The sequence below is a fragment of the Streptomyces sp. NPDC050743 genome (genome assembly GCF_044456925.1).
GTDB lineage: Bacteria > Actinomycetota > Actinomycetes > Streptomycetales > Streptomycetaceae > Streptomyces.
Window position 1 is genome coordinate 14,787 of record NZ_JBITGJ010000093.1, and the last position, 13,854, is coordinate 28,640.

Annotated in this window: 11 protein-coding genes and 2 pseudogenes; 11 read left to right on the plus strand and 2 right to left on the minus strand. The window is 75.5% G+C overall.

The features are described 5' to 3' along the window. Positions 1 to 151: 151 nt before the first annotated feature. Both ACIBJF_RS43145 and ACIBJF_RS43150 read right to left on the minus strand, forming a co-directional pair. Positions 152 to 715 carry a hemerythrin domain-containing protein gene (locus tag ACIBJF_RS43145; protein WP_399182558.1) on the minus strand — a complete coding sequence of 188 codons (564 nt, stop codon included), beginning with the start codon at positions 713 to 715 and terminating at the stop codon, positions 152 to 154. A 102-nt stretch (positions 716 to 817) separates the two neighbouring features. Continuing rightward, entirely contained in the window at positions 818 to 1,645 is an 828-nt protein-coding gene (locus tag ACIBJF_RS43150; protein ID WP_399182559.1) for a polysaccharide pyruvyl transferase family protein, read from the minus strand. Between the two features lie 392 nt (positions 1,646 to 2,037). Between ACIBJF_RS43150 and ACIBJF_RS43155 the strand changes: the two genes are divergently transcribed. The 11 genes and pseudogenes from ACIBJF_RS43155 to ACIBJF_RS43205 all read left to right on the plus strand — a co-directional run. Further along, a complete protein-coding gene (locus tag ACIBJF_RS43155) occupies positions 2,038 to 3,045 on the plus strand; it encodes an NAD-dependent epimerase/dehydratase family protein (protein ID WP_399182561.1) in 1,008 nt (335 codons plus the stop codon). A 31-nt stretch (positions 3,046 to 3,076) separates the two neighbouring features. Next, positions 3,077 to 4,711: a carbamoyltransferase gene (locus ACIBJF_RS43160; RefSeq protein ID WP_399182562.1), complete on the plus strand. Its 1,635-nt coding sequence runs from the start codon at positions 3,077 to 3,079 to the stop codon at positions 4,709 to 4,711. Continuing rightward, positions 4,708 to 5,703 carry a glycosyltransferase family 2 protein gene (locus ACIBJF_RS43165; RefSeq protein ID WP_399182565.1) on the plus strand — a complete coding sequence of 332 codons (996 nt, stop codon included), beginning with the start codon at positions 4,708 to 4,710 and terminating at the stop codon, positions 5,701 to 5,703. Before ACIBJF_RS43160 ends, ACIBJF_RS43165 begins: the two co-directional genes overlap by 4 nt. Positions 5,704 to 5,753: 50 nt before the next feature. Next, a pseudogene (locus tag ACIBJF_RS43170) lies at positions 5,754 to 6,113 on the plus strand (HAD-IIIA family hydrolase); the annotation flags it as partial. A gap of 555 nt (positions 6,114 to 6,668) precedes the next feature. Next, on the plus strand, positions 6,669 to 7,679 hold the full coding sequence (locus tag ACIBJF_RS43175; protein ID WP_399182575.1) for a glycosyltransferase family 9 protein: 1,011 nt from the start codon (positions 6,669 to 6,671) through the stop codon (positions 7,677 to 7,679). Next, positions 7,676 to 8,638 (plus strand): glycosyltransferase, encoded by a 963-nt coding sequence (locus tag ACIBJF_RS43180; RefSeq protein ID WP_399182567.1) that lies wholly within the window; start codon positions 7,676 to 7,678, stop codon positions 8,636 to 8,638. Before ACIBJF_RS43175 ends, ACIBJF_RS43180 begins: the two co-directional genes overlap by 4 nt. After that, on the plus strand, positions 8,635 to 9,867 hold the full coding sequence (locus tag ACIBJF_RS43185; protein WP_399182568.1) for a glycosyltransferase: 1,233 nt from the start codon (positions 8,635 to 8,637) through the stop codon (positions 9,865 to 9,867). Before ACIBJF_RS43180 ends, ACIBJF_RS43185 begins: the two co-directional genes overlap by 4 nt. After that, the gene (locus tag ACIBJF_RS43190) at positions 9,864 to 10,553 is read left to right on the plus strand and encodes an SIS domain-containing protein (RefSeq protein WP_399182570.1); all 690 of its coding nucleotides are present in this window, start codon (positions 9,864 to 9,866) and stop codon (positions 10,551 to 10,553) included. The genes ACIBJF_RS43185 and ACIBJF_RS43190 overlap by 4 nt, the downstream gene beginning before the upstream one ends. After that, positions 10,550 to 12,085 (plus strand): PfkB family carbohydrate kinase, encoded by a 1,536-nt coding sequence (locus ACIBJF_RS43195; RefSeq protein WP_399182571.1) that lies wholly within the window; start codon positions 10,550 to 10,552, stop codon positions 12,083 to 12,085. Before ACIBJF_RS43190 ends, ACIBJF_RS43195 begins: the two co-directional genes overlap by 4 nt. Beyond that, entirely contained in the window at positions 12,082 to 13,074 is a 993-nt protein-coding gene (locus ACIBJF_RS43200) for a glycosyltransferase family 9 protein (RefSeq protein WP_399182573.1), read from the plus strand. Before ACIBJF_RS43195 ends, ACIBJF_RS43200 begins: the two co-directional genes overlap by 4 nt. Further along, positions 13,064 to 13,693 (plus strand): annotated as a pseudogene (locus tag ACIBJF_RS43205) (glycosyltransferase family 2 protein); the annotation flags it as partial. The gene ACIBJF_RS43200 and the pseudogene ACIBJF_RS43205, both read left to right, overlap by 11 nt. Between the last annotated feature and the right edge of the window lie 161 nt (positions 13,694 to 13,854).

The following is a 13,854-nucleotide window of genomic DNA, read 5'->3' on the forward strand; positions in this document are numbered from 1 at the left end:
GCCCTTGGGCGCGGCGCCGGGGCCCGGCGGATCGGGCCGGTCGACCGGCCAGGCACCCTGGCTCAGGCGCCCGGTTAACCGACCACGCTCCCCGGGCTCAGGGCGTAGCCGTACCGGACCTCGCCCCGACCCAGCCGCCCCCGCCCCACCCTCAGCTCTCCTTGCCCCGCCCCGACAGCGCGTCGCGCATCCTGTCGACCAGGCCCGCTCCCGGGGCCAGCAGCTTGTTGGCCGGGGGAGTGTCCGGTGCCGAGGGGTGCGGACGGGTCGGAGCCATCTTCTTCGCGCGGCGCACCTTGTCGCCGAGGTCCATCAGCGCGTCCGCCGGGCAGGCGGCCTCCATCTTCGGGAAGAGGTTCTGCTCCTCGTCCATCACATGGGACCGGATCTCGCTCATCAGCTGTGCCATGAGCGTGTCGAACCGGGCGTCGTCCGCCTGCAGGCCCTCCAAGTCCTTCATGATCCGCTCGGCCTTGGCGTGGTCCTCGATCTCCTTGTCGGCGATGGCGTCCCCGCCCGTGATGTGCTTGCGCACCGCCGGGTACAGATAGGACTCCTCCGCGACCGAGTGCCGTACCAGCTCGATCGTCGCCTGGTCGGCGAGGTCCTTGCGGTCCTTGGAACCGGGCGGCAGCGCCTCGATACGGCCGAAGATCTCCTCCACCTCACGGTGATCGGTCGTCAGCTCCTGGATGACGTTTCCGCCGTGACCCATGTCGTCACCTCCTGCGAGACATCGCGGCGGCCCATGAGCGGCCTGCCGTCGCCGCGTCGAGTGCCCCGCGCACGCCGCGCTACACGGCGCATCCGCGCGGGATCACCGCACCGAGTGCCGGGCCGCGGCCAGCCGGCCCGCGCCCGACAGTGCCCACCGCCACCAGTGGTCCAGCACTTCCTCGCTCAGCGCCCCCGCGCCCACCAGCGCCGGCCAGCCCACCGCCCGTGCCTGGGCGCCGACCTTGGCGCCGCCCGCGACCGGATCGACGGCGATCACCGGAGTGCCGGTGCGCAGCGCCGGCACCAGTCCGTGCAGCCGGGTGGTGACGACGAGGTCGCAGCGGGAGACCAGCGCCAGGAACTGCTCGGCCGTGGCACACAGCCGCCAGTCGTCCGCGGCCAGGCGGGTGTCGGCCGACAGACGCGCGCAGTCCTTGCCGGCCAGCCAGCCGGTGAGCCGCGCGTTGACCTCCTCGTGCCGGCGGCGGGCGCTGTACTCGCCCTGCCCGTGGGAGAGCACCACCCCGGCCACGGGCGGCAGCGGGCCCGCCGGGGCCGTGGCCGCGAAGTCACGCCGGGCCGGGGCCGCGGTTCCGTCCCGGGCGATGATCTCGTGGAAACCGGTGGCCGCGGGGTCCGCCGGATCGACGACCGAGACGCCGGCGGCGAGTCGCCGACAGGTCCTGAACCTGGCATGGAGCGCGGTGACTTGGGGTCCGTGCACCGGGCCGCACACGAAGAGCACCGTGTCGTACGCCTCCGGCCGGGCCGTCTCCAGCGACAGCTCGCCGGGACGGAAGCCCGGGCTCCACGCGGTGTCGTGCCGGATGCCCGCCCGGTTCAGCTCGGCCGACGCGTGCCGCTGGGCGAGTACGTCCCCGGCCGTCGCCTCCCCCTCCCGGAAGCTGAACCAGCCGGTCAGCAGCACGCGCCCGGGGGGACCGGCCGGGCTGCCGCAGAGCACGCAGCAGCGCCGCGGTGACCTCGTCGTGCATGGCCGTCTCCGGCTCTCTTCGGGCGTTGCCGCCGGCCGTCTCCACCTGCTCTGACGTCGTTGAAGTCGCGCGAGTACCCGGGCTTCCCGACAATAAGAATGCAACGTGTGAAACCAACTGGCAGGGGAACACAGTGCCAGTGCCGTCCAGCAAGCGGCGGCCGAACAGGGCGGTCCTCCGGACCAGTGGGACCGAGCCCTGTCCTCATTTCCCCAGCACATTCCTCAGCGGGCCGACATGTTCGGGCCCGGCGACGCGGTACGCGCCGAACGTCCAGCCAGGAGCGTTCCCGGGGCGCGACGACGTGGACGAAGGAACAGCCCCCATGACTGGTGACACACCGTTTTTCTGGCGGCGCGCCCTTGTGACCGGAGGCGCCGGCTTTCTCGGCTCCCATCTGTGCGAAAGGCTGCTGGATTCGGGGGTTGAAGTCGACTGTGCCGACAATCTCGCGTGCGGGCGGCGTGCGAACGTCGCCTCTTTCGCGGACCGGCCCGGTTTCCGGTTCGTCCAACTCGACGTCTCCGCGCCCGATTGCGTGGAGCTGCTGCCGGGGCCGTACGACCTCGTACTGCACTTCGCCTGCCCCGCCTCGCCGGCCGACTATCTGCGCCTGCCCCTGGAGACCCTGGACGTCGGCAGCCTCGGCACCCGCAACGCGCTCGCGATCGCCGAGCGCGACGGGGCGCGGCTGCTGCTGGCGTCCACCTCCGAGGTGTACGGCGATCCTCTGGTGCACCCGCAGCACGAGGGCTACTGGGGCAATGTGAACCCGGTCGGGCCGCGCAGCGTGTACGACGAGTCCAAGCGGTTCGCCGAGGCACTCGTCACCGCGCACGCCGGCACCAGGAGCACCGACGCCGGGATCGTGCGGCTGTTCAACACCTACGGGCCGCGGATGCGGGCCCACGACGGGCGCGCGGTGCCCACCTTCATCTGCCAGGCCCTCGCCGGCGAGCCCGTCACCGTGACCGGCGACGGCAGCCAGACCCGCTCGCTGTGCTACGTGGACGACACCGTCGACGGCGTGCTGCGGGTGGCCGCGAGCAGGTCCGTGCGGCCGGTGAACATCGGCGGCAGCGACGAGATCACCGTCGCCGACCTGGCCCGCCGGGTCGTCGCCCTCACCGGCTCCCGGTCCCCGATCGCGTTCGTCGACCGGCCCGTCGACGACCCCGGACGGCGTCGCCCCGACACCGCCCTCGCCCGCGAACTGCTCGGCTGGTCGCCCCAGATCCCCTGGGAGGAGGGGCTGAAGCAGACCATCGCCTACTTCGCCGCGCAGCCCCCGCGACCGCCACGGCGCGAGGAGGATCCGGACCCGCACTCCTGACCCCCGACCGCCCGCGTTCTGGAGACAGCGCATGCACGTCCTCGGTATCAACGCACTCTTCCACGACCCCGCGGCCGCCCTGCTCACCGACGGCAGGGTCGTGGCCGCGGCGGAGGAGGAGCGGTTCTCGCGCCGCAAACACGGCAAGCGGCCCGTTCCCTTCTCCGCGTGGGAGCTGCCGGAGCTGTCCGCGCGCTGGTGCCTGGAACAGGCCGGCCTCGCGCCGTCCGACCTGGACGCCGTCGCCTACTCCTACGATCCCTCGCTCGCCCGCCCCGCCGAGCGGATGGGCCTCGACGACCCCTGGGACCACCTGCGCCAGGAATACGCCCGCCAGGCCCCCGACTTCCTCGCCGAAGCCCTGCCGGGGCTCGACCCGGCCAAGGTGCGGTTCGTGCCCCACCACGTGGCGCACGCCGCCTCCGCCGGGCCGGTCTCGCCCTACCCGGACTGCGCCGTCCTCGTCCTCGACGGCCGCGGCGAGTGCGGCTCCCATCTGGCCGGCCGCTACACCAACCGCGAGCTGACCGTCCTCGGCACCCAGCAACTGCCCGACTCCCTGGGCCTGTTCTACGAGGACCTCACCCAGCACCTCGGATTCCTGCGCAGCAGCGACGAGTTCAAGGTGATGGCGCTCGCCTCCTACGGCACCCCGCGCTTCGCCGACCGCCTGCGGGAGTACGTCCGGGCGGACGAGCGGGGCGGTTTCCGCGCCCGGCCGGTCCCCTGGTCCGATCTCGTCCCGGCCCGCCCGGCCGGCGGAGCCTGGAGCCGGGACCACGCCGACCTCGCGGCCAGCGCCCAGCTCTGCCTGGAGGAGGCCATGCTCGCCCTGGCCCGTTGGCTGCGTGAGCGTACCGGCGAGGACGCGCTGACCATGGCCGGCGGTGTCGCGCTGAACTGCGTCGCCAACACCCGGCTGTGGCGGGAGAGCGGCTTCCGGCACGTGTGGGTGCAGCCCGCCGCCGGAGACGCCGGTACGGCCCTCGGCGCGGCCGCGCATGTGGCCGGCCAGAAGGACACCCTGGAGCCGATGCCGACCGCGGCGCTCGGCCGCGGCTGGAGCGACGCCGAGCTGCGGCAGTGGCTGGAGCGGGCGGCCGTACCGTACGAGGAGCCCGCCGACATCGCCGAGACGGCCGCCGAGGCGCTGGCCGCCGACGGGATCGTGGCCTGGTTCCAGGGCCGCAGCGAGTACGGGCCGCGCGCGCTCGGCCACCGCTCACTGCTGGCCCACCCCGGTAACGCCGCGAACCTGGAGCGGCTCAACGCGGTCAAGGGGCGCGAGGAGTTCCGGCCGGTCGCGCCCATGGTGCTCGCGGAACGCGCGGCCGGGATCTTCGACGGACCGCTGCCCAGCCCGCACATGCTCTTCGTGCACGAGGTGGCCGCCGACTGGAAGACCCGCATCCCGGCCGTGGTCCACGTCGACGGCACCGCCCGCATCCAGACCGTCGACCGCGCCCAGGAGCCCCTCGTCGCGCGGATGATCGACGGATTCGAGCGGCGCACCGGACTGCCGGTGGTCGTCAACACCAGCCTGAACACCGCCGGTCGGCCCATGGTCGACGACCCGAGGGACGCCTTGGAGTGCTTCGGCTCGGCCCCTGTTGACCTGCTGGTGCTCGGACCGTTCGCGATACGCCGCGGGAAGGCGTTCGCATGACCGGCGCGCCCGCCTACACCGTCGTCGTCCCGACGATCGGCCGCCCCTGTCTCGCCGAGTGCCTGCGCGCGCTCGCCGAGGCCGAAGGGCACCCGCCGCACGAGGTGATCGTGGTGGACGACCGGCCCGAGTGCGACGGCGACCTGCCGCTGGCGGCGGCCGGGCCCCTGCTGGACCGAATACGGACCCTGCGCACCGGCGGCAAGGGCCCGGCCGCCGCCCGCAACGCCGGCTGGCGCAGCGTCGCGACCCCCTGGACGGTCTTCCTCGACGACGACGTCCAGGTGTTTCCGGACTGGTCCCGGCTGCTCGCCCAGGACCTGCACGAGGCGGGAGAGGACGTCGGCGGCATCCAGGGACAGCTGCGTGTCCCCCTGCCCCTGGACCGCCGGCCCACCGACTGGGAACGAGGCACCAAGGGCCTGGAGAACGCCGCCTGGGCCACCGCCGACATGGCCTACCGCACCGACGCGCTCGCCCGGACGGGCGGCTTCGACGAACGCTTCCCACGCGCCTTCCGCGAGGACGCCGACCTCGCCCTGCGGGTGCAGCGGGCCGGCTGGACGCTGCGGCGGGGCCGTCGGACGACCTGCCACCCGGTCCGCCCGGCCCACTGGTGGGCCTCGCTGCCCGCGCAGCGCGGCAACGCCGACGACGCGTTGATGAACCGCCTGCACGGCCGCGACTGGTGGGACCGCGCCCAGGCACCGCGCGGCCGGCTGCCCCGCCACCTGGCCGTGACCGGTGCCGCTCTCGCCGCGGCCGCCTGTGCGTCGGCCGGCCGCCGGCGCGCCGCGGCCGTCTGCGCGGCCCTGTGGACGCTCGGTACCGCCGAGTTCGCCCTCGCCCGGATCCTGCCCGGCCCCCGTACTGCCCGCGAGATCGCTGGGATGCTCGGCACCAGCGTGCTCATCCCGCCCCTCGCTGTCCGGCACTGGCTGCGCGGAGTCGTCCGCCACCGGCACGCCGAACCCCTGGGAGGTGCCGGGTGATCCCCTTCACCGCCGTCCTGTTCGACCGCGACGGCACCCTCGTGGAGGACGTGCCCTACAACGGCGACCCCGACCGCGTCCGGCTCCTGCCCGGAGCCGAGGCGGCCGTCGCGCTCTCGCGTTCCCACGGCCTGGCCACCGGGGTGGTCAGCAACCAGTCCGGCATCGGACGCGGACTGCTCACCGCCGACGACGTACACCGGGTCAACGAGCGCGCCGACGCCCTGCTGGGCGGCCTGGACACCTGGGTGTTCTGCCCGCACGCCCCGGACGCCGGCTGCGCCTGCCGCAAGCCCCGCCCCGGCCTGATCCTCAACGCCGCCGCGCGCCTCGGCGTCCCGCCCGCCGCGTGCCTGGTGATCGGCGACATCGCGGCGGACGTGCTGGCGGCCCGCGCGGCGGGCGCCCACGGCATCCTCGTACCGAACGAGGCCACGGCGCCGGCGGAGGTGGCACGTTTCGCCGACCGGACCGCCCCTGACGCGCTCACCGCGGTCCGCAGGGCGCTCGGGGGGACGGGGAAGCGGACCCCGCCGGGGGACGCGACCAACTCTGATCAAAGGTGCTCGTCCCCACTGGACATGCCGGGCCCGGCCGGGATGCGGCCGTCCTGGCGGGAGGCGGTCCGTGATCGGGCGTGGTCGCCCGCGCCGGACGCGTGGGATGCGGCCGGGACGTGGCCGTCCCGGCAGGAGGCGGTCCGTGATCGGCCGTGGTCGCCCGCGCCGGACGCGTGGGATCCGGCCGGGATGCGGCCGTCCTGGCGGGACCCCGCAGTGCCGGGCCGGGTGCGGCCCTCCGAGCCGGACGCGGTGGTCCGGGGGCGGGTGTGGCCCTCCGAGCCGGACGCGGTGGACCAGGGGCGGGTGTGGCCCTCCGAGGGGGATCTCCTGGCGGACCGGCGGCCGGCCTGGGTGCCGCGAGGGCACCTCGGGGGGGCCGACGCCCGGAAGGAGGCGGTCGAGGTGAAGGCCCTCGTCGTCCGGCTCGACAGCTTCGGTGATGTGCTGCTCGCCGGTCCGGCCGTGCGTGCCGTCGCCGCCCACAGCACGCACGTCACCATGCTGTGCGGTCCGCGCGGCGCCGACGCCGCGCACCTGCTGCCCGATGTCGACGAGGTACTGGTCTGGGAGGCGCCCTGGGAGGGATTCGACCCGCCCGATGTGAGCGTGCCGGACATCGACGCCCTGCTCGGCCGGCTGCGCGCCGGGGCCTTCGACACCGCGCTCGTCCTCACCTCCTTCCACCAGAGCCCCCTGCCCACCGCACTGCTGCTGCGGCTGGCCGGCATCGGCCGGATCGGCGCCGACAGCGTCGACCACCCCGGGCGGCTGCTCGACGTACGTCACCGCCGGCTGCCGGGCCGCCACGAGGTCGAGGCGGGCCTCGACACCGCCGCCGCCATGGGCTTCCGGCCGCCCCCCGGGGACGAGGGCCGGCTGCGCGTCCTGCCGCCCCCGGACACCAGCGGCCTGACCGGCAACGGCCCGTACGTCGTGCTGCACCCCGGAGCCAGCGCCCCCGCCCGCGCCTGGCATCCACGGCGCTGCGCGGACGCGGTGGCCCTGCTCGCCGACGCCGGGCACCGCGTGGTCGTCACCGGCGGCCCGCACGAGCGGGTGCTCACCCGGTGCGTGAGCGGGGACGCGGGCGTCGATCTCGGCGGGCGGACGAGCCCGCGCACCCTCGCCGGGGTCCTCCGCATGGCCGACGTCGTCATCAGCGCCAACACCGGGCCCGCCCATCTCGCCGCCGCCGTCGGCACGCCGGTCGTGTCCCTCTTCGCGCCCGTGGTCCCGGCCGAGCGCTGGGCCCCGTACGGCGTCCCCACCATCCTGCTCGGGGACCAGTCGGCGCCGTGCGCGAACACCCGGGCGCTGACCTGCCCCGTGCCCGGACACCCTTGTCTGGACGAGGTCACCGGTCAGGACGTGGTGCGCGCGGTGCACAAGCTCATCCAGGAGCGGCACACATGAACATCCTCGTCTGGCACGTGCACGGATCGTGGCTCACCGCCTTCGTGCAGGGCCCGCACACCTACCTCGTCCCGGTCACCGACGACCGCGGACCCGACGGGCTGGGCCGGGCCGTGACCTGGGACTGGCCGCAGACCGTCCAGGAGCGGACCCCGAAGCAGCTGTGGGACTGCGACATCGACCTGATGGTGCTGCAACGGCCGCACGAACTCGACCTCGCCCTGCGCTGGACCGGCCGCCGGCCCGGCGTGGACGTGCCCGCCGTGTACGTCGAGCACAACAGCCCCGACGAGTCCCCCGAGCGTCAACTCCACCCGCTGGCTGGGCAGTCGGCGATCCCGATCGTCCACGTCACCCACTTCAACCGGCTGATGTGGGACAGCGCCCAGGCCCCCACCGAGGTCGTGGAGCACGGCATCGTCGACCCCGGCCACCGCTGGACCGGCACCGAACGCCGCGCGGCCGTCGTGGTCAACGAGCCCCTGCGCAGGGGCCGTACGACCGGCACCGACCTGCTGCCCCGGTTCGCCCGGTCCGCGCCGCTGGACGTCTTCGGCATGCGCACCGAAGGACTCGCCGAACACCTGGACCTGCCGCCCGAACGCTGCCGCACCCGCGACCTGCCCCAGCACGAACTCCACCGCGAGATGGCCCGTTGCCGGCTCTATCTGCACCCGGTGCGCTGGACCTCGCTCGGGCTGTCGCTGCTGGAGGCGATGTTCCTGGGCATGCCGGTGGTCGCCCTCGACACCACCGAGGTGCGCGAGGCGGTGCCCGAGGGCGCCGGGGTGGTCTCGAACCGCCTCGACGTACTGGAGGACGCCGTCCGGGCCTTCCTCGCCGAACCCGAACTCGCCCGCCGCACCGGCGCGGCCGCCCGGGCCGCGGCACACGCCCGCTACGGAGAGCGGCGCTTCCTGGACGACTGGGAGCGCCTGATCAAGGAGGTCACCCGATGAGCCGCATTCCGCACACGGCCGGACGCATCGCCATGGTCTCCGAGCACGCCAGCCCGCTGGCCGCGCTCGGCGGACCGGACGCGGGCGGCCAGAACGTGTACGTGGCCCAGGTCGCCCGGCAGCTCGCCAGAAAGGGATACCGGGTCACGGTGTACACCCGGCGGGACTCGGCGGGCCTGCCGGATCGGGTGACCCTCATCGACGGCGTACAGGTGGTGCACGTGCCCGCCGGACCGCCCGTACCCGTCCCCAAGGACGAACTGCTGCCCCACATGGTCGAGTTCGGGACCTTCCTGGCCCAGCAGTGGTCGCTGAGCCCACCGGACGTGGTGCACTCCCACTTCTGGATGTCGGGCCTGGCCGCTCTGTCCGGCGCCCGGGGGCTCGGCATCCCGGTCGTGCAGACGTACCACGCGCTGGGCACGGTGAAGAAGCGCTACCAGGGAGCCGCCGACACCAGCCCGCCACAGCGCCTGGCCATCGAGGAGGCCGTCGGCCACGAGTGCGCCCGCATCATCGCCACCTGCAGCGACGAGGTGGCCGAACTGAAGGCCATGGGCCTGGACGAGGACCGGATCAGCGTCGTGCCCTGCGGGGTCGATCCCGACCAGTTCGCGCCCGCCGCCCTCACCCGCCCGGCCGGCGCGCGCAGGCGGCTGCTGTCCGTCGGCCGGCTGGTCCCCCGCAAGGGCTTCGACCGCGCCATCCGCGCCCTGGCCGACATCCCCGACGCCGAACTGATCGTCGCCGGCGGTCCCGAGGCCGATCTGCTCGGCACCGATCCCGAGGCCCGACGCCTCTACGCCGTCGCCGGCGAGTACGGCGTCGGCGACCGCGTCACCCTGCTCGGCGGGGTCGGCCGGGCCCGCATGCCCCGGCTGATGGCCGGCGCCGACCTCGTCCTGTCCCTGTCCCGCTACGAGCCGTTCGGCATCGTCCCGCTGGAGGCCATGGCCTGCGCCACGCCGGTCGTCGCCACCGCGGTCGGCGGCCAGCTCGACACGGTCGTGGACGGCACCACGGGCGTCCTGGTCCCGGCCGACGACGACTACGGCCTCGGTGCGGTCGTGCGCGGGCTCCTCGCCGACCCCGACCGGCTCGCCCGGTACGGAGCCGCGGGCCGGCAGCGGGTGCTGAGCCACTACACCTGGGACCGGGTGGCGGACGGAGTGGCGGGGGTGTACGGCGCCGTCGCCTCGGCCCCCTGGCTCTCGGGGGTGATGCGATGAAGACCGCCGGCGACGCCACGCACTGCGACGACCTCGCCAAGGCCCTGGACGCCTTCCGCGACCACGGCTCCCTCATCGAACGGTGGGGCACCGAACTCGCCCGCCGCCTGGGCGCCGGGGCCCGGCTGCTCGTCGCGGGCAACGGCGGCAGCGCCGCCCAGGCACAGCACCTGACGGCCGAACTCGTCGGCCGCTACCGCGACGACCGGCCGCCGTTCTCCGCGGTCGCCCTGCACGCCGACACCTCCTCCACGACCGCGATCGCCAACGACTACGGCGTCCAGGAGATCTTCGCCCGGCAGACCGTCGCCCACGGCCGCCCCGGCGACGTGCTCATGCTGCTGTCCACCAGCGGCGCGAGCGCCAACCTGCTGACCGCCGCCGACCGCGCCCGCCATCTGGGCATCACGGTGTGGGCGCTGACCGGCCGGGCACCCAACCCGCTCCAGCTCGGCGCCGACGACGCGCTGTGCGTGGACGCGCCGGTGGCCGCCACCGTGCAGGAACTCCACCTGGTGGCCGTGCACATGCTGTGCGAGGCCTTCGACCAGGCCGTCGAACGCGGGGACGCCGACCGGGCCGGCCGCGAGGCGGTGGGCGGCAGGCCGGGCGACATCGGCCGGGCCCGTACCGTCGGCCGGTCCACGCCCGGCGGGCCCGTCGTCCACCGGAAGGGACACGCATGACGAGCACGCGCACACCGCTGGTCGTCGTGGGCGACGCGCTGCTCGACCACGACCTGTGCGGCCGGGCCGAGCGCCTGGCCCCGGACGCCCCCGTGCCGGTGGTGCACGGCACCCGGCGCAGCTCCCGCCCCGGCGGCGCGGCCCTGGCCGCCTGCCTCGCCGCCGCCGACGGCCGCCCGGTCACGCTGGTCACCGCGCTCGGCGACGACAGCGCCAGCGACACCCTGCGGGGCCTGCTGGCCGGCCGCGTTGAGCTGGTGGAGGTGCCGCTGGAGGGCGCCCTGAGCAGCAAGACCCGGGTCATGGCCGGCGACCGGCCGCTGCTCCGCCTGGACGACGGCGACGGACGCGCCCGCGCGGCGACGGGGGCCGCCGAGGACGCCGTCACCGGTGCCGCCGGCCTCCTGGTCGCCGACTACGGCCGGGGCACGGCCGACGTCCTGCGCGACGCCCTCGGCCGGGCGACGGCCCCCCTGGTCTGGGACCCCCATGTCCGCGGCCTGCCCCCGGTCGCTGGCGTCCGACTCGCCACGCCCTCCGCGCAGGAGGCCCGCGCCTTCGCCCGGCACCTGGACTCCGGCGGTTCCGGCGACGCGGCCGGCTTGCGCACCGCCGCCCGGGACGCCCGCACCCTCGTGCGGGCCTGGCAGGCGCAGGCCGTCGTCGTGACCCTCGGCGAGCGCGGCGCACTGCTCTCCCACGGCGAGACCCCGCTGCTGGTACCGACCCCGGCCGCCGTGGCCGGCGACGCCTGCGGCGCCGGCGACCGGTTCGCCGCGGCGGCGGCCGGCGAACTCGCCGACGGCGCGCTCACCGAGGCCGCCGTGCAGGCCGCCGTGCACGCCGCGACCCGCTACGTCGCCGAGGGTGGCGCCCGCGCGGTCGCCACCGAGGAGCGGCCGGACACGCCCGAGCCCGCCCCGGCGGACGGCGACATCACCGGGGACGCCGTGCGCCTGGCCGCCCGGGTCCGGACCGCGGGCGGCACCGTCGTCGCCGCGGGCGGCTGCTTCGACCTGCTGCACGCCGGCCACGTCGCCCTCCTCCAGGCCGCCCGCCGGGCCGGCGACTGCCTGATCGTCTGCGTGAACTCCGACGACTCCGTGCGCCGCCGCAAGGGCGCCGGCCGCCCCCTGGTGCCGGCGGCCGACCGGGTCCGGGTGCTGCGCGCACTGGAGTGTGTCGACGCGGTCGCCGTGTTCGACGAGGACACGCCCGAACGCATCCTCGGCGAACTCCGCCCGCACATCTGGGCCAAGGGCGGCGACTACGCCCGCACCGAACTGCCCGAACAGCCCCTGGTGGAGAGCTGGGGCGGCCAGGTCCTGCTGCTCCCCTACCTCGACGGCCGCTCCACCACAGGCCTGGCCCGCCGCGCCGCCCTGGCCCCCACCCCACCGCAGGCCGCCCCGGGTGACTCCCGCCGCCCACCCGGCCCGGCACCCACCCGGCACGCTTTCCCCGGCCACGACGTGGTACCCGCCCACCGTCCGGCCCCGCTCGCGACACCCTGGGAGGAACCCGCTCGGTGAACGACACCCCGCCCCACCCGACCGTCCTGGTGCTGCGCGCGCTGGGCCTCGGTGACCTGCTGGCCGGTGTCCCCGCGCTGCGGGGCATCCGCCGGGCCTTTCCCGGCCACCGCATCCTGCTCGCCCAGCCCCCGGGCCTGACCGAGCCGGCCCTCGCCACCGGGGCGATCGACGCCGTGTTCCCGGCCGAGGCCCCCGGACGGGCGGTGCCCTCCCTCACGCACTGGACCGGCCCGCCGCCCGACCTAGCGATCGACCTGCACGGCAACGGCCCCGAGAGCCGCGACGCCCTCGCCGCCGTGCACCCGCACCGGCTGCTCGCCCACGCCTGCCCGGACGGCCCGCCGTGGCAGGCCCGGGCACACGAACGGGACCGCTGGTGCGCCTTCCTGCACGCCTACGGCATCCGGGCCGACCCCCTGGATCTGCGGCTGCCCGGGCCCGGCACCCGGTCCCGGGCGCCGGGCGCCGTCGTCGTGCACCCCGGCGCGGCCTCCGGCGCGCGCCGCTGGCCGGGGGAGCGGTTCGCCACCGTCGTACGGTGCCTGCGCGCGGCCGGGCACCACGTGGTGCTCACCGGCGGCCCCGGCGAGGAGGCCCTGGTGCGTTCGGTCGCCGAGCGCGGCGGACAGCGCGCCGGCGACGTGCTCGCCGGCGGCCTTCCCTACCGGGAGCTGTCCGCGCTGGTGGCCGAGGCGTCCCTGGTACTCAGCGGCGACACCGGCCTGGCCCATCTCGCGGTCGCCCACGGCACCCCCTCCGTCACCCTGTTCGGCCCCGTCTCCCCGCGCCTGTGGGGTCCACCCCCGAGCCCCCGCCACCTGGCCCTGTGGAAGCCCGGCCCACCCGGCGATCCGCACGGCCGCACCCCCGACGCCCGGCTGCTGCGCATCCGCTCCGAGGAGGTCGCCGCCGCCTGCCTGACCCTGCTCCGGCCGGTCCGCGGCGGCGCGCGACAGGCGGGAGCGGAGGCGGCGCATGTCCACTGAGTCCGCCACCGGCCTCACCCACGGGGCCGTCGGCGCGGGCGATGCGCGGATCACCGTCGCCGTCATCACCCGCGACCGGCCGGCCAGCCTGCTGCGCACGCTCGACGCGCTGGCCGCACTGCCCGAGCGGCCACCGGTCATCGTCGTCGACAACTCCCGCGACGACGGCACCCGCAGGGCCGTGCGCACGCACCCGGCCCTCACCCGGCTGCTGCGGCCCGCCGCCAACACCGGTGCCCTCGGCCGCAATCTGGCCGTGCGGCACGCCCGCACACCCTACGTCGCCTTCAGCGACGACGACTCCTGGTGGGAGCCGGGCAGCCTCGGCCGCGCCGCCGACCTGCTCGACGGCCACCCCCGGCTCGGTCTGCTCGCCGCCCGCACCCTGGTCGGCGACGAGGCCGCCGCCGACCCCCTCAACGCCGTCCTCGCCGACTCGCCCCTGCCGTCGGAGCCCGACCTGCCCGGCCGCCCGGTGCTCGGCTTCCTCGGCTGCGCCAGCGTGGTCCGCCGGGAGGCCTTCCTCGATGCCGGCGGCTTCCACCCGCTGCTCTTCTTCGGCGGCGAGGAGACGCTGCTCGCCTACGACCTGGCCGCCGTGGGATGGGGTGTCGTCTACCTTTGATCTTGGCCGGTGCGCCGCCCTTGGGGGCGGTGGTGAAGGCCATCTCAAGCCCGCTCTGACCCGCACGTGAGCACGGGTCGGCACGGTATGCCTCAGCCCGCGGGGCGCTGCTGCCGCTCGATGTACTGCTGTACGACGGTCAGCGGCGCTCCGGC

Excerpts from the sequence above, each read along its gene's own strand:
- ACIBJF_RS43160 (WP_399182562.1), top strand. The coding sequence starts at position 3,077 with ATGCACGTCCTCGGTATCAACGCACTCTTCCACGACCCCGCGGCCGCC.
- ACIBJF_RS43180 (WP_399182567.1), top strand. The coding sequence starts at position 7,676 with ATGAACATCCTCGTCTGGCACGTGCACGGATCGTGGCTCACCGCCTTC.
- ACIBJF_RS43195 (WP_399182571.1), top strand. The coding sequence starts at position 10,550 with ATGACGAGCACGCGCACACCGCTGGTCGTCGTGGGCGACGCGCTGCTC.
- ACIBJF_RS43145 (WP_399182558.1), bottom strand. The coding sequence starts at position 715 with ATGGGTCACGGCGGAAACGTCATCCAGGAGCTGACGACCGATCACCGT.
- ACIBJF_RS43155 (WP_399182561.1), top strand. The coding sequence starts at position 2,038 with ATGACTGGTGACACACCGTTTTTCTGGCGGCGCGCCCTTGTGACCGGA.
- ACIBJF_RS43185 (WP_399182568.1), top strand. The coding sequence starts at position 8,635 with ATGAGCCGCATTCCGCACACGGCCGGACGCATCGCCATGGTCTCCGAG.
- ACIBJF_RS43190 (WP_399182570.1), top strand. The coding sequence starts at position 9,864 with ATGAAGACCGCCGGCGACGCCACGCACTGCGACGACCTCGCCAAGGCC.
- ACIBJF_RS43165 (WP_399182565.1), top strand. The coding sequence starts at position 4,708 with ATGACCGGCGCGCCCGCCTACACCGTCGTCGTCCCGACGATCGGCCGC.